Raw genomic sequence first — 22183 nt, 5'->3', positions numbered from 1 at the left:
GCGCAGCTCTATAGAGAAGTATCGGTAGAACCACTATATTTTCAGTTGCATACCAGTAACTACTGCTAACAGGAGGCCTCGGACTGGTGGAACTAGGTCTGTAGGCGCGCAACAGTTTCCTCATCGCCTTCTTTCACCTCGACCAAGCCATCCTCAGCAAGATCAGAGAGAAGATTATGGAGCCACTCACGGCCGTATTCACCGTTCGGTGAGTAATCAACCCGGACTCGAGGACCCAGATCGTCGAGGGTCAGTTCGTCGAATTCTCGCAGGGTCGAAATCACCCGGCCTCGCATCTGCCGTCGACTGCCCTCGAACTCAGGTTGTGTCGGCACGTCCGGAGCGGAGAAATCCCCTGTGTTATATGCGCGACACCATTCTCGCCAAGGACATCCTTCCTCGTCACAGCGGGGCTTCTTCTGACAGGCGACGCCACCCAACTCCATAATCGCGTTGTTCCAGACTCGCGACTCTCCCTCCGGCATGAGTCCTGAGGCAACCTCAGCGTACGGAGGATCGTCCGTATTATGGATTTCGTCAAACGCCCGATAGAGGACGCGCTTGACGTTCGTATCCACGACGGCGTCGCCGTTGTTGAACGCGAAGGAGGCGACGGCGTTGGCTGTGTAGGGGCCGACGCCCATCAACTCCTTGAGACCCTCGGGTGTCTCGGGAAACTCCCCGCCGTGCTCGGAGACGACCTGTCCAGCCGCCTCGTGGAGGTATTTCGCGCGGTTGTTGTAGCCCAGCGAGTGGTCAGTCCAGAAACCGACGACGTCGGCCCGATTGGCGTCCGCGAGGTACTCGACGGTGGGCCATTCCGCCAGGAACTCCTCCCACGCCGAAACGACCCGGTCCAGTTGGGTCTGCTGGCTCATCACCTCGGAGACGAGGATCTCGTAAGCGTCGTCGGTCCGCCGCCACGGGTACTCGCGGTGGTCGGCCTCGTACCACTCGATCAGCGCCTCCCGGACCGCATCGACGTCCTCCGGAAGGTGCTTGGCGGCGTCGGTCATCGCCTGTCCGTTTCGACGGACGGCGCTTGGGCCTGACGGTTCGGCCCCGAGCGAAACCGACTTCCACCGCCCAGTCCCATCTACGGACATGGGACTCGACGACCTTTCGGCGGATATCGAAGATACGTATTCGGACCTCGGCGAGGAACTCGAAGTCGACCTCGATACCGAGACGCGCAACGAACTGGCGATGCTCATCAACGCCTACGACCCCGACGACCCCGACGAACTCCTCCGGCGGGCCGTCCACATGCTCTTTCAGTCGGCCGTCGAGACCGGCAACCTCGATTTCCACCTCCGGAGCGGCTACGACGTCACCTACGACGAATACCTCTCGGGCATGACCTTCGACGAGATGACCGGCGCGGCCGGCATGGGTGACCAGTATCCGCCGCAGGACGACAACGCGCGCCGCTATCAGTTCTAACCGGACTTTTTGCACGGGCGACCTGCGGCCGTCTGCTCGCGGGCCTCCGGCCCGCTCGCATGGTCCGCGGGACCTCTGGTCCCGCGCTATTCGCCATACCGAGACTCCTCACTTCGTTCAGAGTCTCGCAACCGGTCGGGCCTCGGTCCCGCGCCTCCCTTCGGTCGGCGCGGGGAACCGCTCGGCGCGCTTCGCGCGCCTCGCGGATGCTACTCCGGGGACCACTCTCCTCGCCGGTTCAGTACGGCGACGGCAACAGCAGATGCCCGCCATCGACCGGATAGTAGCTCCCGGTCACATACGCCGACGCGTCGGAAGCGAGAAAGACCGCGAGCGGGACGCAGTCCTGAGCAGTCCCGAACCGGTCCGCCGGGACGTGGTCTAGAATCTGTTCGGGGAGGGCACCGCCAGCCGCCTCGGTGACGCCCTCGGTTTCGATGATGCCGGGAGCGATGGTGTTCGCACGGACGTTGTATTTCGCCCACTCGCTGGCAACCGTCTGCATCAGGTTGTGGATACCGGCTTTGCCGGCCCCCGAGTGGCCGTGGAAGGGCGCGCCATGAACGGAGTTGGTCGCGCCCATCGAGATGATAGAGCCGCCGCCGTTGTCGATCATGTAGTCGCCGACGCTCATCGTACAGTAGGCAGTTCCGTCGAGAATCGTCCCGACGACGGCACGCCAGCCGTTCTCCGAGAGGTCCTCCAGCGGCGTCAGGAAGTTCGCACCGGCGTTGTTGACGAGAATCGAGATATCACCCAGCTCGTCGAGGACGGTATCCCGCATCTCGTCGACCTTCTCCTTGTCCCGGACGTCGACGGTCGTCGCACAGGCGTTCTGTTCTTTCTCTTCGATTGCCTCCGCGACGGGTTCGAGGTGGTCCATATCGCGAGAGGCGACGGCGACGTCAGCACCGTGGTCGGCGAACGCCAGCGCCATCTCCTCGCCGATTCCGGTGCCGCCGCCCGTGATAAGCGCGGTCTCCCCGTCCAGCAGGTCATCGGCATAGATGTCGGTGCTATCCGGCGTCTCGGGCCAGTCGTTCGGCATGCGAACAACCCCCGCGGGGAGTCGCCATTAATCCGTCGTCTCTCACCACCGGGGGATTGAAAGGAGTAGGTCGGTCTCAGAACTCCTCGCGGAGCGATACCTTGTCGATCTTCCGCGTGGATGTCTTCGGCAACTCCTCGGCGAACTCGATGCGTCGTGGGACCTTGTAGTCGGTGAGTTGCCCCCGGCAGTGTTCTTCGACATCGTCTGCCGAGAGACTGCCGTCGTCGACGATGATGGCCGTGACCGTCTCCCCGAGTCGCTCGTGTGGCGTTCCGATGACGGCAGCCTCGACGATGCCGTCGAGTTCGTAGAGCACGTCCTCGACTTCGCGCGGATAGACGTTCTCGCCGCCGGTGATGATCATGTCGTCGATGCGGTCCTCGACGAAGAGATGACCGTCCTCGTCCATGCGCGCGATGTCACCCGACCGGAGCCACCGCTTGCCCTCCCGCTGGACGAACGCTTCCTCGTTCTTCTCCGGCATCCGGAAGTAGCCGGGCGTGACAGTGTCACCGTGCCACAGCAATTCTCCTTTCTCACCCGTTTCTACCGCCTCGTTCGTTTCGGGGTTCTCGATGCGAACGTCGACGACCTCGGTCGCCGGCGGGCCGATACTCCCGGCTTTCCGAACGTTCTGATCGGGACGGTTGATCGCCGCCAGCGGGGTTGTCTCGGTCATGCCGTACCCCTCCAAGAGTGTGACACCGAACGTTTCCTCGACGGTTTCGATGCGCTCTTTCGGCATCGGCGAGCCGCCGACACCGAGCAACTCCAGCGACGAAAGGTCGTACTCCGAGACGTCCTTCTCCAGCAGGTCGATGACCATCGTTGGGATGAAGAATGCGTAGGTGACGTCGTTGGCGGCCATCGTTTCCAGGGCCGCATCGGGGTCCCACTCCGGCAGGAAATGGTTCTCCGCGCCGGCGGTCAAAAGCGGCGTCGACGAGACGTTCAGCCCGGAGACGTGGAACAGCGGACACACCGTAAGCGCCGTCGTATCCTTGGACCATTTCATCGCTTCCACGAGGCCACGGGCGTTCGTCCCGAGGTTCCGATGGGTGTGTTTGACCCCCTTCGGACGGCCCGTCGTCCCACTGGTGTACATCAACTCCGCGAGCTCGTCCTCCTTGCGAGGGTAGGCGTCGTAATCAGTGTCAGCCTCGCCGACCAGTTGCCGATAACTGTGACCCTGCTCGCCGTCGGCGACGATGAGGTGTTCGAGCGATGGGACGTCCAGTCCGGCGATCACGTCCTCGAATTGGCCGTGGGTGACCGCCGCAACGGCACCGGAATCCACCAGGACGTACTGGATCTCATCGCCTTGGAACCGCATGTTGATCGGGAAGGGAATCGCCCCGCGTTTCATCGCGCCGAGATACGCGGACATGAAGCCGATACTGTTCGGCAGATACAGCGCGACCCGGTCGCCGGCCTCGACACCTAGCGATTCGAGCGCGTTGGCGAAGGCGTTCGTCTCGCCCGCCAACTCCGCGTAGGTGACCTCCCGGGTGTGGTCGGTCATCGCGAGGCGGTCGGGCGCACTCCTCGCGACCCTGTCGACGTGGGTGGCAAAATTCATGTGGTGTGCTAATTATACTCATTATTGATTAGTGTTACGCCGACGGGTTACCGGCAATATTCACGATCGGCGATACGACTAAACAATTAAATTCGTTTGTAGTTCCATGGTAAACTTCGGGTTCTCCGAACAGGAACGCGCCATCCGACAGACCGCCCGCGAGTTCGCCGAAAACGAGATCGCGCCCGTCGCACGCCACCACGAGGAGACCGGCGAGTGGCCCAAAGAGGTCTGGGAGAAAGCCGTCGATACCGGTCTCGTCGGTGGGACGATTCCCGAGGAATACGGCGGGGCCGGCCTCTCGCAGGTCGAGACGTGTCTGTTCATGGAAGAGATCTGCCGCGTCGACGCCGGGATGCTCGCCGCCATCGGCACCGGGTTCGGTACCCGGATGATCCGGGAGTACGGCACCGACGAACAGAAGGAATGGATTCTCCGCGGCGTCGCCGAAGGCGAACTCATCGGCGCGCTCGGCAACACCGAACCCAACCACGGCTCCAACGCCGCGGGTATCGAAACGACCGCTGAAAAAGACACCGTCGAGCGAAGTTCGACGAGCCCTGCGGTGCCGGAGGCACAGCAGGATGGAGACGAATACGTCATCAACGGCGTCAAGACGTTCATCACCCACGGCACTATCGCCGATTACGTCCTGACCATGTGCCGCACGGGCGGGGAGGGACACAGCGGCATCTCGGCTATCATCGTCGAAACGGATCGCGATGGCTTCGAGGTCGAAAGCGAGATCCACAAGCTCGGCTGGAACGCGAGCGAGACGGCCCAACTCCGGTATGACGACGTGCGGGTGCCCGAGGAGAACCTCGTCGGCTACGAGGACGCCGGCTTCTACCAACTGATGGAGTTCTTCGAGGAGGAACGGGTCGGTATCGCCGCCCAAGCCCTCGGTATTGCACAGGGCTGTCTGGAAGAGACCGTCGAGTACGTCAAAGAACGCGAGCAGTTCGACCGGGAACTACGGGAGTTCCAGGCCGTCCAGCACAAGGTCGCCGATATGGGAATGAAGGTCGAACTCGCGCGCCGACTGGTCTACGACGCCGCCCAGCGCGTCGACGACGGCGAGAAACCGACCAAACTCGCCTCGATGGCGAAACTCTACGCCTCCGAGATCGCCGAGGAGGTCGCCAGCGACGCCATTCAACTCCACGGCGGAAACGGCTACACGACCGACTACCCCGTCGAGCGCCACTACAGGCACACGAAGATCTACCAGATCGGCGAAGGTGCCAGCGAGATCCAGCGCAATATCATCGCGAAGGAACTCCTCGACCTATAATTCGGCGCGAATCCCGTCGTCGGTTACCCACATCTCGATGTCCCCCCGGTCGTCGAGGTGCCGGAGATACTCGTAGATGATGAGGGTAATGAACCCTGTTCGTGGGCCATCGACGCCTAACTCCTCGATGACGAATTCGCGAGCGAAACAGGGTCCATGCTCGGCGAGGAATCGTAGCAAGCGGGCTTCCGTCCGTTCGGCATCCGCCAGCGATGCCCTGATTCGGTCCTCCGGGTCGGTCAGTTTCGGGCCGTGCATCGGGACGAGGATCTCGAGGTCGAGGTCGCGTATCCGGCGAAGTGACTCCTTGTAGTCGCCGACGTCTCCCAACAGCGGCCCATACTGAAACCGGCCGTTGACATCGACGAGGTCGCCCGAAAACAGCGTACCACTCGGTTCGTGCCAGAAGGCTAGATGGGGGTCAGCGTGTCCGGGTGTCGACACGGCTTCGAGTTCGTACTCGTCGAGTTCGACGGTATCGCCATCCCTCAGTTCGCGGGTGATGTCGATGCGTTCTTCGTAATACTCCTGAATCGGGAAGTAATCATCATCTATCGTCGCATCGCTCGGGAACCCCGCAAGTAACTGAGTCATCTCCTCGCGGGCACACCGGAGATAGCCAGCGTAGTCGTAGAGGATTTCCCGTTCGCCCTCGGGAACGAGGTGCGGCAAATCCGCTAGCGCCTCGATGGTCTGAGAACCGCCCACGTGGTCGATGTGTGGGTGGGTGTGTAGTACCTGGTCGATGCCGTCAAGTGGCCCATCGAGGGCCTCACGGAGGGCATCCCGAGAGACCGGCGCGACGTGACCTGTATCGACCAGCGTGTCGCCGATACGGAGAACGTTCACACCGCCGTACAGCGGCTGGGTGAGTTCGTGTCGCTCGTATTCCATCACCCGGTGGTCGTCGTCATCCCACAAAAATCGTCCCCTGCCAACAGGCCACACACTTATGAGCGGCGGCGACCAGCGCGTGGGCATGAACCTCTACGAGCGTTTCGCACGGCAGGCCAGATCGGGCCCGGAACAGGCGGCGGTCATCGACCCCGACGGCGAGGACATCACCTATCGCGACCTGCAGGAGCGGGCGGCCGCAGTCGCCGCGTTCCTTGACGAACGCACCACCCCCGGCGACCGGGTCGCAGCGCTGATGCTCGACAACGCCACCGTTGTCGCGGTCGCGCTCGGGGCGTGGCGCGCTGGCTGTGCGTTCACGCCGGTCAACTACCGATTCGGCCCCGACGAGGTGGCATACGTGCTTGACGACGTCGACCCCGAAGTCGTCGTCCATGACGGAGTGTTCGCGAACACCGCCACGGAGGCCGCCGAAGGGGCCGGGTGCAGCGATGCCCTCGTCGCTGGCCACGCAGGCGAGTTCGACGCGGATGCGTTCGGTGATCCGGCCGAAGCCCCGGAGCCGGTCACGCGACTGGACGACGAAACGGCCATCGTCATGCACACCTCGGGCACGACGGGCGACCCGAAGGGCGTCGTCCAGACCCACCGGAACGCCGGCGCACAGGTCGATGCCGGAATCGCGACGTACGACGTAACTGCCGACGATACTGCCGTCGTCTCGGTTCCGCTGTTCCACGTCGGCGGCTTCCACGGCGCGACACTGATGGGTCTGTTCACCGGTGGCTCGGTCGTCATTCACCCGGCGTGGGGCGCCGCCGAATGGGCGCGGCTGGTCGAGGCCACCGACGCGACGATCACCGGCCTCGTCCCAGCGATGATGGTCGACGCGCTGGACAGCGACGCCGCTCGCGAACAGGACACCTCGTCGCTCCGGATGTGTTTCTACGGCGGCAGCCCAGCCACCGAGTCGACGCTGGACGCTTTCGAGGAGGCGTTCGCGGTCGACGAACTCCTGAACTACTACGGCCAGACCGAAGCCGCAGGGCTGACGGTCGCCGGGACGCCGGAGACGCCACGTACGGCCGGCGCGCTCGGCAAGCCGGTTCCGAGCGTGGAGGCACGCGTCGTCGACCCCGATACCGGCGACGACGTTGCCGAAGACGAGGACGGAGAGCTATGGCTTCGCGGCGACAGCGTCATGCCCCGCTATTGGGATGCGCCAAAACGTACCGAGCGCGCGTTCGACGGCGAGTGGTTCCGAACCGGCGATGTGGTCAGACAGGAGGACGGTATCCTCTATTTCGTCGACCGTCTCGACGACATCGTCCTCTCCGGGGGCGAGAAGGTTGCGCCCTCCCGCGTCGAGGACGCCCTCGCGGAGATGGACGGCATCGATGCTGTTGCGGTCTTCGGCACGCCGCACGACCGACTGGGCGAGGCAGTCACCGCGGCTATCGTCGGCGACGAGTCGCTGTCGGCCGACGACGTGGAGGCCTTCTGTGACGACCACGCCGGCCTCGCCGGCTACGAGAAGCCTCGCCGAATCCACTTCGTGGATTCCTTCCCGCGGACCGGCAGCCAGAAGATCGACAAGACGGCCCTCGTCGAGCAGGTCAGCGAATAGGCGAGCAGGCGACAGGACCGCTACGCCGATAGCGTCACGCCTCCGGCACGTCCTGTCGCACATCCGCTGTGCGAGCCGGGGCAGCTCAGTCGAGCACGGGGCGTCTGCCCGCGCGTTCGTATAAAAACCCCTAGTCGATTCGGGTGCCGGGATTTTCTCCGGCGATGAATTCGTCGAGGCCATCGATATCGAAGATGTACGCAGGGGCATCGAGGCCGAGGAGCTCCCGGACTTTCGCAGCCATCCCGCCGGTTACGTCGGTCGCGTCACTCCCGCCCAGCACGTCGGCCACATCGTCGAAGGAGTCGATACGGTCGATAACGGTCTTCTCGGCATCGTAGACGCCCGGAACCGCCGAACAGACACCAACTCGGTCGGCATCGAGCGCGTCAGCCAACGCGACGACGATTTCATCACCGGAGAGAATCGTCGCACCGAGGTTTTCGTGGACGACAACGTCACCGTGGAGGACCGGGACGAACCCCTCGCCGAGCATCGTCGCCAGTCGATCGGTCGACACGGAGAGGTCGCTCTTCGAATCACGATGCGCCGCCGAGAAGGGATGGACCGGAACGGCCGAAACGCCCGCCTCCGCGAGGGCACCCACGACGGCCTCGTTCAGGTCTTTCATCGCGCCGTGGATCGCACGGATCGCCCCCGAATCGTGTGTACCGTCCGTCGTCGAGACGCCGTGTTCGGCGGCGTGATGGTGGCCGAAACTCCCGCCGCCGTGGATGACGACGATGTCCTCGTCGACCGCCGCGATGGCCTCGGCCGCACGCGAGAGGTTCCGTTCGTCGACGGTTTCCGGTTCGTCCTTGTCGGTGACGACGCTCCCGCCGAGTTTCAGCACCGTCGTCATTCGGATTCCACCCGGACGCCCTCGGTATCGAGTTCCGCACGGAAGGCCGCCTCGCACCCCGGCGTGTACTCGAGCGCCGTCTTCGTCTGTTCGGTGCGGTCCAGCGCGACGATACAGCCGCCGCCACCCGCGCCAGTGAGTTTCGCGCCGAGAGCGTCGGCCTCGCGGGCCGTCCAGACCATCGAATCCAGCGTTCGCCCGGAGACGCCGAGCGCGGACAACAGCCCGTGATTGAAATCCATCAGTCGACCCAGTTCTTCGAGGTCACCCTCCCGAAGGACGCCCTCACCGCTTCGGACGATGTCACCGATGGCTTCGACCGTGTCCGCGGCGAAGCCGTATTCCTCCTTCAGTTCCCGAACGCCGGCGACGAGTTCGCCCGTATCGCCGGAACCGCCGTCGTAGCCGACGACGAAGGGGAGATTCGAAACGCTCTCGATACGCCGGCAGTCGTCGCCTTGCACGCGAACGACGCCCCCCATCGCCGAGCAGAACGTATCCGCACGGGAGGCCTGCCCCTCTTGGACCTCGTATTCGACCTGGTAGGCCCGGTCGGCGATCTCTATCGGGTCGAGTTCGACGCCGAGTTCCCGCGTCGCTGCGTCGATACCGGCGACAGCGACGGCCGCCGATGACCCGAGTCCTGCCCCGAGCGGAATATCGCTTTCGACGGTGATGTTGAACCCGGCGTCGGGCGCATCGGCCGCGTCCCGTGCCTGTTCGAGTGCGTTGTCGATATAGCCCATCGCGGCTTCGAGAAGCGGGGTCGGGACGTTCACGTCCGGCCGGTCGCCGGATTTGCCGCCCCACATGACGGTAAAGCCGTCCAGCGTGAGTTCGTCGGCCTCAACGCGGACGCGGTCGTCGTCGCGTTCCTCGGCCGTGACGCGTGCCCGCCGTTCGATGGCACAGGGAACGGCTGGCTCACCGTACACGACCGCGTGCTCGCCGAAGAGGTACACCTTCCCGGGAGCGCTCGAAGTGGTCATACCTCGTCGTTGCCCGGCGTCGGCAAAAGCGTAACCGAACGCGATGGAGTAACGCCCAAGCCGCTGGGGACCCCAGTCGGGCCGTGGTCGTGGAACTGATTCGCCACGTCAATGGTCTCGTCGCGGATTTCGCCGCCGAATACGGCGAGGTAGACCTCGTCGGCCGTCGCGTCGACTGCGAACCGGACGCCTACGACACCCTCGTCGAAACCTTCGAGGCTTTCGGCGTCGTCGGCGGTGCGGGCTGTCGGGTCCGTGATGCGGACGGCCGAATCCTGCTGGCCCGGTATGAGGGCGCCGACGGCTGGGTCGACCCCGGCGACAGCCGCCACCCCGGCGAATCCTATCGGGAATGTGCCGAGCGAGCAGTACAGGAGACGACCGGTATCGAAGCCTGCGTCGACGATATCGCACAGTTACATCTCCTCTACATGGACGACTGGACGGACCGCGACCCGGTACCGAACCCCTACGTCAGTTTCGAGGCGACGCCGGTCGGTGGCGAATTGCAGGCTGGTGAGGGAGTTACCGACCTTCGCTGGGCGGACTCGACCCCCGAAAACGTGCTATACGAGGAACTTACGGAGCTATCGCTCACGGAGTAGCGGGCCGGAAAACACGAAATCTAAAACCGGCTTAGAGTTCGGTCTCGAAGTCGTCGAGACCGTAGGTGGGTTCGGCGCCGCGGCGGTCGAGCGTCTCGTTGGCCAGCAGCCAGTAGATGACGCTGAGCGCCTTGCGACCCTTGTTGTTCGTCGGGACCACGAGGTCGACGTTCGACGTCGTGTTGTTGGAGTCGCACATCGCGATGACCGGGATGCCGACCGTGATAGCCTCTTTGACGGCCTGACTGTCACCGATGGGGTCGGTGACGACCACGACGTCGGGTTCGATGTAGCCGTCGTAGTCGGGGTTGGTCAGCGTACCGGGGATGAAGCGGCCGGTGCGGGCGCGGGCGCCCACGGCGTCGGCGAACTTCTCGGCCGGGAACCGACCGTACTGTCGCGACGACGCGACCAGGATCTGCTCGGGGTCGTAGTTCGAGAGGAACGACGCCGCCGTGCGGATACGCTGGTCGGTCGTCGAGACGTCGAGGACGTAGAGTCCGTCCGTTCGGACGCGGTGGATGAACCGCTCCATGGACTTCGTCTTCTGTTGGGTACCGATGTGGACACCGGCAGCCAGGTAATCCTCGACAGGGATGAGGAGGTCCGCCTCGTCGTCGGGCATGACGTCCTCATCGAGGACCGGCTCTTCGTCGGCTTCCTCGGGTTCTTCTGCCTCGTCGGCCTCGTCGGCCGCCTCGGCGGGCTGTTCGTCGTCGGTAGGTTCGGCGTCGGCCTCCGCGGCCTCCTCGGCCGCCTCGTCGAGGTCCTCGTCGAGCTCTTCTTCGAGCTCGTCGAGTTCTTCGTCGATGTCGGACGCGTCGAACCCTTCTTCTTCGTTGTCGCTCATGCGTTTGCCTCGATTCGAATGAGTTCGTTCAGCTTGGCGGTGCGCTCGCCACCGACCGCGCCCGTCTTGATGAACGGGGCGTCGGTCGCGACGGCGAGGTGTGCGATGGTCGTATCCTCCGTCTCACCGCTGCGATGGGAGACGACGGGGTCGTAGCCGTTCCGAACGGCCAGCTCGATTGCATCGAAGGCGTCGGTCAGCGTCCCGATCTGGTTCGGCTTGATGAGGATGCTGTTTGCGGCGCCAACGTCGATACCCTCGGAGAGTCGCTCGGTGTTGGTGACGAAGAGGTCGTCACCACAGACGAGCGTCCGGTCGCCGACTCTGTCGGTCAGTTCCGCGAAGCCCTCGTAGTCGTTCTCGTCGAGCGGATCTTCGACGTAGACGAGACCGTACTCGTCGACGAGATCGGCGATGTAATCGACCTGCTCGTCGGGCGTGCGCGTCTTGTCACCGTAGCGGTAGACGCCGTCGTCGGCGTCGTACAGTTCGGCCCCGGCAACGTCGAGCCCGAAGGCGATATCGAAGCCGACCTTGTCCTCGACGGTTTCGACGGCCTCGGCTATGATCTCGAAGGCCTCGGCGTCGTCGATAGAGGGCGCCCATGCGCCCTCGTCGCCTTTCCCGGCGGGAAGGTCCCGCTCGGAGAGGATGTCGTGGACCTCGCCGTGGACCTCCGCGTTGGCGAAGACGGCATCGGTCACGGAGGGGGCCCCGATCGGCGCGGCGAGGAACTCCTGAATATGGGTGGCGTCCGCGGCGTGCTCGCCGCCGCCGATGACGTTCCCGAGCGGAACCGGGAAGTCACGGCCGCGGAAGGCGCCACCGAGATGTTGATACAGCGGCGCACCGAGTACGTCGGCGGCGGCCTTTGCGGCGGCCATCGAGATGGCGACCGCGGAGTTGGCGCCGATCTCCGAGAAGTCCTCGGTGCCGTCGGCACCACGGAGGGCCTGGTCGACGCCGCGCTGGTCGCCGGCATAGACCTGGCCTTCCAGACGCGGGACGGCGAGTTCGCGGGCCGCGGCGATGGCCTCCTCGGCCGGCCGCTCGATGGCCTCGTACTCGCCGGTCGACGCGCCCGAGGGGGCTGCGCCACGACCGAAGCCGCCGCTTTCGGTTCGTACCTCGGCCTCGACGGTCGGATTCCCGCGGCTATCGAGGATTCGGCGGAGTCGTACCTCCGTGATGAGCGTCATCTACTTCTCACCTCGACGGACGGTAAACGGCAGGACGTCAGCGTCGTACTCTTCGGCAGCGACGAGGATCGGCTCCGTCTGGTCCGTCTCGATGAGCACCGGCGCGCCGTAGGACACCTGCAGGGCTCGTGCCCCGAGGATTCGTGCCTTCTCGTAGCGGTTGGTGCCTCTCATTGGTAGGGGGATACGATGTCGACGAGGTCTTTGTGGGAGACGAGCATGCGGCGACAGCACGCGCGGTCGACGCCAAGCTCGTCGAGCACCTCTGCGGGGTCCTCATCGCCCTCACGGGCGCGAGCTTTGAACTCTTCCCAGTGCTCGCCGACGACTTTACCGCACGTGAAACACCGGACCGGTACCATCATGACTGAATCACCTTAGCGGTAGGACTTCTGGTAGCGTGCCCGTGCGCCGGGGCCGCCCCATTTTTTCGATTCGGACTGGCGCACGTCGTTGACGAGCAGCGACCGGTCGAAGGACATGAACGCATCGCGAAGCTCGGCGTCGTTGGTGTGTTCGACGAGCCCGCGAGCGATGGCCGTTCGCACGGCGTCGGCCTGGCCGGAGAAGCCGCCCCCAGCGACGTTCACGTCGACGTCGACCTCGTCGCGGAGGTCCTCGTCGGCGATACGGAACGGTTCGAGCATCTTCAGCTGTGCCTGCTCGGGCTCGACCAGCTCGACGGGCGTGGAGTTGATCCGCACCCGACCGGAGCCGTTCGAGACCGTCGCGCGTGCGACAGCCGTCTTCTTCTTGCCGGACGTGTTGGTTACCATGTTACGTTAGCACCCAGATTCTCGCTGATTTCGCCCAGCGAGATGAACTTGATGTTCGACAGTCGGTCCAGCGAGGTGTCCTCGAGGACTTCCGCCTCGTCGTAGGGGTTGCCCACGTAGACGCGGACGTTCTCGAAGGCCTCGCGGCCCTTGGTCTCCTTGTAGGGGACCATGCCGCGGATCGCGCGCTTGAAGATGCGGTCCGGACGCTTGGGGTATTCGGGCCCACGGTCCGAGCCGACGTTGGCGCGCGTCTGGTAGGTCTCCATCACGTCTTCCTCGCGGCCCGTGATGACAGCGTTTTCGGCGTTGACGACGGCGACGGTTTCGCCATCAAGCGCACGCTGTGCGACCTGCGAGGCGACACGACCCATGATACAGTCGCGGGCGTCGACGACGACGTCCGCATCGAATTTCGCGTAACTCATCGGATCACCCGCACGTTCGAGCCGTCGGGGTTGTTTTCGAGTGCCTGTTCGAGTTCGATTGCGTCGCCTACCTGGTCGATCTTGGTTTCGGCCGTCGACGAGAAGTCGACAGCTGCGACGGTGACCTCCTTCCGAAGGGCACCGGACCCGAGCACCTTGCCGGGCACGATGACGGTTTCGTCCTCCCGGGCGTATCGTTCGATACGACCCAGATTGACCTCCGCGTGCGTGCTCCGGGGCTTTTCGAGGCGCTCGGCTACATCGTTCCAGACCTCGCCGCCGCCGTTGCGGGCGGTCGACTTCAGGTCAGCGATGAGACTAGAAAGCCTCGGGTTCGTTTTGCTACTCATCGGTTATCTCTCCTGAGAAGTGGATGCAGGGAGCAGGATTTGAACCTGCGGACCTCTACAGGACAGCGCCCTGAACGCTGCGCCGTTGGCCTGACTTGGCTATCCCTGCGCGCAATAGTGTGTTCTTGGCCCCCACTAAAGCCCCTTTCGGTCCACCGTCGTGTGGTGGTTCCGGCCGCCGAGCGCGCGGTCGCGCCGCCGCTCGTGGCCGGGGAGTGCGTCGTGGTTGGGGTGTGGGGAATCATCGTCGTTGTTACAGTTGAACCGCTTCTTCGAGTTCTTCGGCTCGGACCTCGATGCTCTCGACGGCCTGCAGGACGAGGTCCTCGACCGAGAGCGAGCCGTCGGATTCGACGTCGAAAACGAACGCGTTCGGCACGTCCTCGATCTCGACCTCCTTGCCCGGATACCGCTGGCTGAGGTCGTTGTCGAACTCCTCGGTCGGGATCAGTTCGCCGTCCTCTTCGATGACGCCGCGGATGATCTCCGACTCTTCGTCCTCGAATTCGCCTTTCTCGCCGACGACGTTGACACGCTGGAGGTGTCGGTAGCCGACGGCCACGCCGCCCTGATGTTTGGCGTGGTCTCGTCCGAGGCCGAGTTCGGCGTCGGCTTCGAGTTCGAGGCGCTGGCCTTCCTTGAGTTCGATGATGGGGACGTTCTCCTCTGCCGGCTGGACCTTGTCGTCGCTGGAGACGAGGTCCCCGGAGTAGGCCGTGTCGGGACCTTCGACGTCGATGGCCAGCGTGACGGTGTCACCCGGCTCGTAGTCGTCCGGCGTCGAAAGCGGGATGAGGCCGAGACGAAGCGCGATTTGCTCGTCGAACATGACCGACGAGTTCTCGATGACACGGACGGTGTCGATCGAGAGCGTCGGCACGTCGGCAACCATCGCCCGGCGGATGCCGTTGGCGAAGGCGGGGCTGACGCCCCGGACGAGGAAGCGCGCGCTCCGTTCGTCGCGGTCGATGAACTCTACCTCGAATTCTTCACTCATGTTAGAATCCTGCGTTCTTCGGACTGCGGGTACCGTCGTGCGGAATCGGGGTCACGTCCTCGATGCGACCGATCTCGAGGCCGGCGCGAGCCAGCGCACGGATCGTCGCCTGCGCGCCCGGCCCGGGGTTGCTCTGCTGGTTGCCACCGGGGCCGCGAACGCGGACGTGAACGCCGTCGATGCCGGCGTCCTGTACCTCTTCGGCGACGACTTCGGCCATCTGCATGGCGGCGTACGGGGACGCCTCGTCGCGGTTCTGCTTCACGACCGTCCCGCCGGAGGATTTCGTAATCGTCTCGGCGCCGGTCAGGTCCGTTACCGTGATGATCGTGTTGTTGAAGGAGGCGTAGACGTGTGCGACGCCCCACGTGTTGTCGTCTGCCATTTATTGACCCTCCGCTCGTTCGGGGTGGAGTTCGTCGGCCAGCGGACTGGTCTCGTCGAACTCGATGTCGTCTTCGATGGCGACGTCGACCTTGAAGGACGGCGCGGTGACGCGTGCGCCCTCGACGGTGACGTGGCCGTGGTTGATGAACTGACGTGCCTGCTTGGCCGTGTTGCCGACGCCCTTGCGGTAGGCGACCGTCTGGAGTCGCCGCTCGAGGATGTCGGTCACGTCCAGCGACAGGATGTCGTCGAGGCTGTCGCCCTCGTCGAGGACGCCGATGCGCTTGAGACGGGCGAGAAAGTCGCTGCCGGCCTCGGCGGCCTCTTCGGCGTCACCCTGTGCTTCACCGAGGAGGCGGCGTGCCTCGCGGCGGTAGTCGCGCAGTTCGGACTGGGCGCGCCAGAGTTCTTCCTTGTTGCTGAGACCGTACTGCGAGACGAGGTCGGCCTCTTCGGCGATACGCTCACCCTGGAAGGGGTGGTTCGGGGTTTCGTAGAACTTCGTGTTGCTTCCGAGCGCCATTATTCTTCCTCACCCGCTGCTTCTTCTTCGGCCTGTTCTTCCTTGATGGCCTCGACGTTGACACCGATTGTGCCCTCGGTACGGCCCGTGGACTTCGTCCGCTGACCGCGGACCTTCTGGCCGCGCTTGTGTCGAACCCCGCGGTAGGATTCGATCTTCTTCATGCGGTTGATGTCCTGCCGTCGAGTCATCTGGAGCTCGTTGCCGATCTCGTGGGTCGTCTCGCCGCTGAAGAAGTCGTTCTGGTGGTTCGTGAGCCACTCGGGGACTTCCTCGGCGTAGCCTTCCACGTGTTCGATGATCTCGTCGATCTTGTCTTCGTCGAGAGCGCCGATGGTGTCGCGGCGGTCGACGTCGGCTTTCTCTGCGATAATGCGAGCGACACGTCGACCGATACCGTTCATGTCGGTCAACGCACGCTCGACGCTCTTCGTCCCGTCGAGGTCGGTTTGTCCGATACGGACGAAGTACTGAATGTCCTCGTCTTCTTCGTCCGCTTGGGGTTCTTCTGCACTCATATGTGGGTTGGATTAGCGTCGTGGCGGGGATTTGAACCCCGGAGGCTTGCGCCACAGAGTTAGCAACCCTGCGCCTTGGGCCATGCTTGGCTACCACGACTCGCGTGTGGGTATCCTCGCCCTCTCGGACTCGGGGCCGGGGCCCCTACATCGATTGCGTATTTCGCTACCCGACCGGCGTACTTAAACACAACGATAGTCCGCCCTCGTGTGACCGTCTCGCGTACGGCGACACATCCCACGCCCGTCGGGGGATTATCCCAACTCTATCTCGGAGACAAGCACCTCGAAACCCACCAAAAGTAGCAACCCAGTGAAAGCCACCCCTCAGTCCCGCTCGGGCAGGCCGCCGCGTTCCTTGATGTCCAGAATGTTCCGCACGTTCCGGTAGATCTCCGCCGGCGTCGTCTCTTCGTCGGGATCGTAAAGGTCCGACACCCGGTAGAGCATCGCCGCGATCTGCTCGCTTTCCGAACTCTCTCCGCGAACGTCCTCGGCGACTTCCCGGAGAAGGGCTGCCCGCTCGGAGTCGTCCACAACGGTATCCCCGTCGGTCATCGTCTTACCGGGATGTGCCGGCCTTCCGACGGCTGACGATGCCCTGCATGCGCGAGGTCTCACGTGCCACCTCGCGGAACGCCTCGCCGGTCTCGTCCTCGTCGTTCAGCACGATGGGACCACCTTCATCGCCGCCCTCTCGGACCGAGGGATCCAGCGGGATCCGACCGAGGAACGGCATATCGACGTCCTCTGCGAACTCCTCGCCACCACCTTTGCCGAAGATGTCGTGTTCGGAGCCACAGTCCGGGCAGATGTACCCGGACATGTTCTCGACGATACCGAGTACCGGCGTATCGTGCTTGCCGAACATCCGCAGGCCCTTGCGCGCGTCGTCGAGGGCGACCTCCTGCGGCGTCGTCACGATCACCGCACCCGAGACCGGTACGGACTGCAGTAGCGTCAACTGTGTGTCACCCGTTCCCGGCGGCAGATCCACAATCATGTAATCCAGCGAGCCCCACTCGACGTCCTCCCACAACTGGGTCAGGACCTTGTGGACCATCGGCCCACGCCAGATGACCGGGTCGTCCTCGCCGACGAGGAAGTCCATGCTCATCAGTTTCATCCCGTACTTCTCCGGCGGAACGATGTTCTCGTCGTGGGTCGCCTTCGGCCGCTCGTCGGCGTCGACCATCCGCGGGACGTTCGGCCCGTAGATGTCCGCGTCGAAGAGGCCAACGCGTGCGCCCATCTGCGACAGTCCTGCCGCAAGGTTCACCGCGACCGTCGACTTCCCGACGCCGCCCTTCCCGGAGGCGACGGCGATGACGTTCTCGACGCCCGGTAGGACCTGCTCCTCGGAACTCAGCCCCGTGTCGATGCTCGCCGACAGGTCGAGTTCGAGGCCCGTATCCGACAGCACCTCGCGGACCTCCCCCGCCATCTCCGTCTCCGTCGGTGAGTACGGCGCACCCAGGGCGAGGTCGATCGAGACGGTGTCGCCGTCGATACGCACGTCGTTGACCAGACCGAGCGAGACGATGTCGTCGCCGAGTTCCGGGTCCTCGACCGTCGACAGCCGGTCGAGAATCGCGTCTTCGTCCATGCGTACCGATAGGCCGCGAAGCGCCGATAAGAGTTGTGGAGCCCGGCACCCCTGTACGTAACCACAATCAGTTACTATATGCCCCCGTTTGGCGTCGATTTTAAGCACCTCTACACGACACACTCACTCATGCTTGAGGACGGATTCGGCCGTGAGGTTACTGGGGTCCGCATCTCGCTGACGGATAGATGCAACTTCGATTGCGTCTACTGCCACAACGAGGGACTCGGCGACACCCGCGGACCGATGGAACCAGCCGACGACGAGATGTCCACCGACGACGTCGTCCGCTTTCTCGAAGTCGCCGCCGAGTTCGACGTCGACTCGGTGAAGTTCACCGGCGGCGAACCCATGCTCCGCGACGACCTCGAAGAGATCGTCCGGCGCACGCCCGACTCGATGGAAACCTCGCTGACCACCAACGGCACCTTCCTCCCCGACCGCGCCGACGGCCTCGTCGACGCCGGCCTCGAACGCGTCAACATCTCCCAGGACGCCCTCTCCCCCAAAGCCTTCCGCGAGGTAACCAAAAGCGCTGCCTACGACGACGTCATGGAAGGCATCGACGCCGCCCTCGATGCCGGCCTCGACCCCGTCAAACTCAACATGGTCGTCTTCGAGAAGACCGCCGGCTACGTCCCCGAGATGGTCGACCACGTCGCCGAGAACGACGGCCTCCAACTCCAGCTCATCGAGTACATGCCCGAACTCGCCGGCCGCCCCGAATGGGCAATCGACATCGACCGCGTCCACGACTGGCTCGAAGAGCAGGCCGACCGAATCGAACAACGCGAGATGCACGGCCGCCGACGGTACTGGGTCAGCCCCGACGACAGCGAAGAATCGGCGACCGGCATGGTCGAAATCGTCGATCCCGTCGGCAACGCCGATTTCTGTGCCAACTGCCACCGCGTACGCGTCACCCACGAGGGATACCTCAAAGGCTGTCTGAATCGGAATGACGACCTCAAGAGTATGGGCGAGATGACGAAACCCGAAATCCGTGAGACGTTCCGCGAAACCGTCGATGAGCGAGTTCCGTATTATGGGGAATATATGGTTCAGGACGAAGACGGTGAATGGGTTTTTAACGAGGAGTATATTGGGGCGTGAATGGGGCACAGTTGGACGTTCTTTACAGATATCCACAGGTCTCTTGCTCCATGGCAGAGTGCCTTTCCCCTTACGGTCGCTGATTAATTAATAGTAGTTGGACGGCTCCTCGTAGTGGCTTCAATAATTTGTAGTGAACGACCCGATTAGTTCGTCGTCATTTTATTAGGATTCTTCCAGAACTACTCGCCACTGAGGCAGTCATCATTCACTTGTTCTATCTCGGAAATTGCCTGTTCCCACAGATTATCCCCTTTATTATCATCACCATCATTGTACGCTTCAAGTGCGTCGACACTCGTTTCCGCTCCCCGGAAAAAGCCACCTGCTAAACAAGAAAACTGTTCGATTAGAACCCGATGTTGGCTAAATCCGAGATCTAACGACGCAGAAAAATTCTCCTCAGCAGTCTCGAACGAGTTCTTGGCTTCCTCAGCCTCTTGGAGAGCCGTCTGATAGTCTCGATCACGCTTTGCGACGATAGCGTTCTGCTGGACCCGCATCCCGTTTGCATGGCGAACAAACCCCACACCGAGAGGCGTCATTGCCTCTGCCATTCTGAGTATTACGCCCTGTTCATTCGCCCATCTTTCTACAGAGAACCCTTCCACGGGGGCATTATATCCAGCATCATCCAATGATACGAGGTTTTCAGTAATTATGTTCGCGTGTTCAGTTACCTCTGCAAGGCTCGTTGCGAATCGGTCACCTGCACGAATTGCGTTCTCGAATTCGCGATCAAGGTACCGCTGCCGATATTCGGCGATATTTCCAAAAACATGCTCAATGGACTGGTACTGATAGGCCGTTTCTTCAAGTACCGTAGACACGACGGATAGTACATGACCTGTATCACTGTCGTCGTCGGTTAGCGCCTCGTTCGCGACATCGGTATGCTGTGTTACGTCACTCGGTGAGTACCCCTCAAAATCGCCCGGAGAAACGTTCGCTTCCTCGTTAGCAGTTAAATCGATCTTATTCAAAATCGCGGCCGCTTCAGCGAGTTCCGAGTTGGCTGTCGCGACAGTCTCGTTACCTTCCTTGCCGTAAAGCACAGTTTCACAGCCAGCAAGGCTAGTACTCCCTGCAACAGCAATTGTTCGCAAAAGTGTACGCCGATTCATGTTTGTATTTGAAATATCTGTTTATGAGTCATTTTATCGCCTCTAGATATATTTACGACGGTATTCCACCATCGACATCCGCATACATCGCGGTTATGAAGACATCTCGTTCTGCTGTGATGTAGCCACCAATTCCTTCTACAATATGAGCTGTAGTGAGCATTCCTGCTCGGTGTGATGGCGAACTTTCCCATCCCTGAATAGTTCTGTCGGCAATTCGATCGGGTGATTCAATTTGTTCGGGAATCCCGGCTCGAAAAAGATTCTCGGATATGGCGGCATCTGGGTAGCCGAAATAATCCGCTCGCTCTCCCGAATGTCGACCTTTATGATCTTTGTGAGCAAAGAACCCTTCCTTAGCCATATTTCTGCTGTGATTTCGAGCTATTTTCGCCAGGTTCTTGTTGTACTCAAGAGGGCCATATCCCTCCTCAGTACGGAATTCGTTCGTCGCTTCGTGAATGGCATTCTCCAAGGTTCGGATGTCAGAGAAGATATCAGCGTTCGTCGCATCGATTGGAGGAATCTCTGCGGGCGTCGAAGCTCGGACCTTCTCCTTGTTACCACTTACACAACCAGCAAACGCAACTGTCACACTCCCTGTGGCAACTACCCCGACACTACGAAGTAACATTCTTCGGTTCACGAATTACCAACTGATTATTTTTACAACATTTAAATTAAACGCTTATTATTTGGATTGAATTATCAGAATCCGGGGGCAGTGGCATAACCGGCGTCGTTGTCCGATTCAAGGTCATCCGGAAGCTGCCAATCTGTACTACTGGACCCATCCGACGACGATTCACTAGACAATCCGCCCGAACTCCCTGAGGACGAATCACTCAAAGATGAACCACCCGGAGGCGAGTCGTTATTACTCGATGTCGTATCTCGCGTTGAGGTGGAAGTAGCGGTGTGTGTAGATTCGTCGCTGCTGCCGCCCTCGCCGTCACCGAGTATGTTGCCACCACTCTCGACGGCATCAGAGATGCCCGAACTAATGTCGCCAGCGAAATCGCCTACTTCTGAACGGTCCTCCTCGTAGTCCTCGCGTGAGTAGATATCGGACGCACCAAGACTGTCTAGCAGTCCCGACCCTTCGGCGGTTTCGATCGTCATCACAACTGTATCTGCCTCATCTAGATTCTCACCAGTCGGACCCCCCGTTTGGGAGACACTATTCCAACCATGTCCTTCACCATCTCCTTGTCCTGATTCGTAGTTTCGACTTCCGACTCTATCAGCCTTCGCGAGCGCCTGTGCACCATTGCTGCTCGTCTCATATGTTGTTACCTCTGCTGAGTCAGCCCCGTAGAGGATGCCCTCAATGATACCAGTTTCTTCACGTTGTGCCTTTCTAGCGTCAGATACTACCTCATACGAATCTCCTTCCATGCCCATGCCCTCCGAACCTTTTGCTGGAGTCGGATCGGGCGCTTCGGGAACAGGCAGGTCACTCAAGCTGAAGCTTTCATCCTCATAGTCATCAAGTCCGACGGTGACCTCGGCTTCTTGTTTTTTCGTTGGATTCTTCCATCCTCCCTCGGGATCAGTACAATCGTCGAAGTTACCGCCGGTGGTATAGCCGGTACCAACTCCGCTTGCTGTGTTGCACTCATTGATTTCGATGGGTGTTTCGTAGTCGATTTCGAATATGGAGCCCCCGACTTTGTTCCCGTCCAGTTCAGTCGTGTGCTCTCGTCCCTCGTTAGCAGTGTCGGAGCCGCTAGAATCGAAACCCGCACTTCTATCCGGTGTTTCGGTCGTATCCCGACTGTCATCGGGGATACCTTCTACGTCCACGTACAGTGTGTCACTCGCTGTTTCGCCCTCCGAACCAGTGACAGTGACTGCCACCTCGTACCGACCGGCCGTATCAGGCGAAAAGGTCGTCCGGGCACAGTCCACACACTCCGGTTCGATACTCCGGCCATCGGGCGTCTCGATGTGCCATTCGTAGCGTTCGATCTCGCCATCCGGATGTATCGACCCGGTGGCGTCGAG

General features: G+C 62.1%; 27 protein-coding genes and 2 tRNA genes. 5 read left to right on the top strand and 24 right to left on the bottom strand.

The features are described from left to right. Positions 1 to 92: 92 nt before the first annotated feature. Positions 93 to 1016 (bottom strand): A/G-specific adenine glycosylase, encoded by a 924-nt coding sequence (locus V5A53_RS04260; RefSeq protein ID WP_332312337.1) that lies wholly within the window; start codon positions 1014 to 1016, stop codon positions 93 to 95. 88 nt (positions 1017 to 1104) lie between these two features. Between V5A53_RS04260 and V5A53_RS04255 the strand changes: the two genes are divergently transcribed. Continuing rightward, entirely contained in the window at positions 1105 to 1443 is a 339-nt protein-coding gene (locus V5A53_RS04255; protein ID WP_332312336.1) for a hypothetical protein, read from the top strand. Positions 1444 to 1681: 238 nt separating this feature from the next. On the opposite strand, the gene V5A53_RS04250 is transcribed toward V5A53_RS04255, so the two are convergent. Continuing rightward, positions 1682 to 2491, bottom strand: a complete 810-nt coding sequence (locus tag V5A53_RS04250) for an SDR family oxidoreductase (RefSeq protein WP_332312335.1) — start codon at positions 2489 to 2491, stop codon at positions 1682 to 1684. 76 nt (positions 2492 to 2567) lie between these two features. After that, entirely contained in the window at positions 2568 to 4073 is a 1506-nt protein-coding gene (locus V5A53_RS04245; RefSeq protein ID WP_332312334.1) for a class I adenylate-forming enzyme family protein, read from the bottom strand. A 106-nt stretch (positions 4074 to 4179) separates the two neighbouring features. Here V5A53_RS04245 and V5A53_RS04240 point away from each other — a divergent pair, with 106 nt between their 5' ends. After that, on the top strand, positions 4180 to 5367 hold the full coding sequence (locus tag V5A53_RS04240) for an acyl-CoA dehydrogenase family protein (protein ID WP_332312333.1): 1188 nt from the start codon (positions 4180 to 4182) through the stop codon (positions 5365 to 5367). Here V5A53_RS04240 and V5A53_RS04235 read toward each other — a convergent pair. Beyond that, a complete protein-coding gene (locus V5A53_RS04235) occupies positions 5362 to 6261 on the bottom strand; it encodes an MBL fold metallo-hydrolase (protein WP_332312332.1) in 900 nt (299 codons plus the stop codon). The genes V5A53_RS04240 and V5A53_RS04235 overlap by 6 nt on opposite strands. 85 nt (positions 6262 to 6346) lie before the next feature. On the opposite strand from V5A53_RS04235, the gene V5A53_RS04230 reads away from it, so the two are divergent. Further along, a complete protein-coding gene (locus V5A53_RS04230) occupies positions 6347 to 7849 on the top strand; it encodes a class I adenylate-forming enzyme family protein (RefSeq protein ID WP_332312331.1) in 1503 nt (500 codons plus the stop codon). A 130-nt stretch (positions 7850 to 7979) separates the two neighbouring features. Here the strand turns inward: V5A53_RS04230 and V5A53_RS04225 are convergent, their stop codons facing one another. Further along, positions 7980 to 8711, bottom strand: coding sequence for an isopentenyl phosphate kinase (locus V5A53_RS04225; RefSeq protein WP_332312329.1), 732 nt, complete (start codon positions 8709 to 8711; stop codon positions 7980 to 7982). After that, a complete protein-coding gene (gene mvk, locus V5A53_RS04220) occupies positions 8708 to 9700 on the bottom strand; it encodes a mevalonate kinase (protein ID WP_332312328.1) in 993 nt (330 codons plus the stop codon). The genes V5A53_RS04225 and mvk overlap by 4 nt, the downstream gene beginning before the upstream one ends. 89 nt (positions 9701 to 9789) lie before the next feature. Between mvk and V5A53_RS04215 the strand changes: the two genes are divergently transcribed. Further along, the gene (locus V5A53_RS04215) at positions 9790 to 10305 is read left to right on the top strand and encodes an NUDIX hydrolase (RefSeq protein ID WP_332312327.1); all 516 of its coding nucleotides are present in this window, start codon (positions 9790 to 9792) and stop codon (positions 10303 to 10305) included. A 31-nt stretch (positions 10306 to 10336) separates the two neighbouring features. Here the strand turns inward: V5A53_RS04215 and rpsB are convergent, their stop codons facing one another. From rpsB to V5A53_RS04140, 15 genes are all read right to left on the bottom strand, one after another. Beyond that, complete coding sequence (rpsB, locus tag V5A53_RS04210) at positions 10337 to 11155, bottom strand: 30S ribosomal protein S2 (RefSeq protein WP_332312325.1); 819 nt, start codon at positions 11153 to 11155, stop codon at positions 10337 to 10339. After that, positions 11152 to 12354 carry a phosphopyruvate hydratase gene (gene eno, locus V5A53_RS04205; protein ID WP_332312324.1) on the bottom strand — a complete coding sequence of 401 codons (1203 nt, stop codon included), beginning with the start codon at positions 12352 to 12354 and terminating at the stop codon, positions 11152 to 11154. The genes rpsB and eno overlap by 4 nt, the downstream gene beginning before the upstream one ends. Continuing rightward, on the bottom strand, positions 12355 to 12528 hold the full coding sequence (locus tag V5A53_RS04200; RefSeq protein ID WP_332312323.1) for a DNA-directed RNA polymerase subunit K: 174 nt from the start codon (positions 12526 to 12528) through the stop codon (positions 12355 to 12357). Then, on the bottom strand, positions 12525 to 12719 hold the full coding sequence (locus V5A53_RS04195; RefSeq protein WP_156708642.1) for a DNA-directed RNA polymerase subunit N: 195 nt from the start codon (positions 12717 to 12719) through the stop codon (positions 12525 to 12527). The genes V5A53_RS04200 and V5A53_RS04195 overlap by 4 nt, the downstream gene beginning before the upstream one ends. A 12-nt stretch (positions 12720 to 12731) precedes the next feature. Next, a complete protein-coding gene (locus V5A53_RS04190; protein ID WP_332312322.1) occupies positions 12732 to 13130 on the bottom strand; it encodes a 30S ribosomal protein S9 in 399 nt (132 codons plus the stop codon). Continuing rightward, positions 13124 to 13558: a 50S ribosomal protein L13 gene (locus V5A53_RS04185; RefSeq protein WP_332312321.1), complete on the bottom strand. Its 435-nt coding sequence runs from the start codon at positions 13556 to 13558 to the stop codon at positions 13124 to 13126. The genes V5A53_RS04190 and V5A53_RS04185 overlap by 7 nt, the downstream gene beginning before the upstream one ends. Next, positions 13555 to 13908 carry a 50S ribosomal protein L18e gene (locus V5A53_RS04180; protein ID WP_178291573.1) on the bottom strand — a complete coding sequence of 118 codons (354 nt, stop codon included), beginning with the start codon at positions 13906 to 13908 and terminating at the stop codon, positions 13555 to 13557. Before V5A53_RS04180 ends, V5A53_RS04185 begins: the two co-directional genes overlap by 4 nt. Positions 13909 to 13932: 24 nt before the next feature. Further along, positions 13933 to 14017 (bottom strand) — tRNA-Leu (locus V5A53_RS04175). Between the two features lie 144 nt (positions 14018 to 14161). Then, entirely contained in the window at positions 14162 to 14905 is a 744-nt protein-coding gene (locus V5A53_RS04170) for a DNA-directed RNA polymerase subunit D (protein WP_332312320.1), read from the bottom strand. 1 nt (position 14906) lies between these two features. Beyond that, positions 14907 to 15290 (bottom strand): 30S ribosomal protein S11, encoded by a 384-nt coding sequence (locus V5A53_RS04165; RefSeq protein ID WP_332312319.1) that lies wholly within the window; start codon positions 15288 to 15290, stop codon positions 14907 to 14909. Further along, the gene (locus V5A53_RS04160; protein ID WP_332312318.1) at positions 15291 to 15815 is read right to left on the bottom strand and encodes a 30S ribosomal protein S4; all 525 of its coding nucleotides are present in this window, start codon (positions 15813 to 15815) and stop codon (positions 15291 to 15293) included. Next, entirely contained in the window at positions 15815 to 16333 is a 519-nt protein-coding gene (locus V5A53_RS04155) for a 30S ribosomal protein S13 (RefSeq protein ID WP_332312317.1), read from the bottom strand. Before V5A53_RS04155 ends, V5A53_RS04160 begins: the two co-directional genes overlap by 1 nt. Before the next feature lie 16 nt (positions 16334 to 16349). After that, positions 16350 to 16433, bottom strand: a tRNA-Ser gene (locus V5A53_RS04150). A gap of 227 nt (positions 16434 to 16660) precedes the next feature. Beyond that, complete coding sequence (locus V5A53_RS04145; RefSeq protein ID WP_332312316.1) at positions 16661 to 16891, bottom strand: hypothetical protein; 231 nt, start codon at positions 16889 to 16891, stop codon at positions 16661 to 16663. Between the two features lie 4 nt (positions 16892 to 16895). Then, the gene (locus V5A53_RS04140) at positions 16896 to 17939 is read right to left on the bottom strand and encodes an Mrp/NBP35 family ATP-binding protein (protein ID WP_332312315.1); all 1044 of its coding nucleotides are present in this window, start codon (positions 17937 to 17939) and stop codon (positions 16896 to 16898) included. 129 nt (positions 17940 to 18068) lie between these two features. Here V5A53_RS04140 and moaA point away from each other — a divergent pair, with 129 nt between their 5' ends. Further along, positions 18069 to 19052, top strand: coding sequence for a GTP 3',8-cyclase MoaA (gene moaA / locus V5A53_RS04135; RefSeq protein ID WP_332312314.1), 984 nt, complete (start codon positions 18069 to 18071; stop codon positions 19050 to 19052). 182 nt (positions 19053 to 19234) lie between these two features. Here the strand turns inward: moaA and V5A53_RS04130 are convergent, their stop codons facing one another. From V5A53_RS04130 to V5A53_RS04120, 3 genes are all read right to left on the bottom strand, one after another. Next, positions 19235 to 20176 carry a hypothetical protein gene (locus V5A53_RS04130; RefSeq protein ID WP_332312313.1) on the bottom strand — a complete coding sequence of 314 codons (942 nt, stop codon included), beginning with the start codon at positions 20174 to 20176 and terminating at the stop codon, positions 19235 to 19237. 52 nt (positions 20177 to 20228) lie between these two features. Next, positions 20229 to 20771: a CAP domain-containing protein gene (locus V5A53_RS04125; protein WP_332312312.1), complete on the bottom strand. Its 543-nt coding sequence runs from the start codon at positions 20769 to 20771 to the stop codon at positions 20229 to 20231. 113 nt (positions 20772 to 20884) lie between these two features. Next, positions 20885 to 22183 (bottom strand): PKD domain-containing protein (locus tag V5A53_RS04120; RefSeq protein ID WP_332312311.1); only part of this gene is annotated, 1299 nt, incomplete at its 5' end.

The organism is Natronomonas sp. (genome assembly GCF_036625485.1).
Lineage (GTDB): Archaea > Halobacteriota > Halobacteria > Halobacteriales > Haloarculaceae > Natronomonas.
This window is presented reverse-complemented; position numbering and strand designations above follow the sequence as displayed.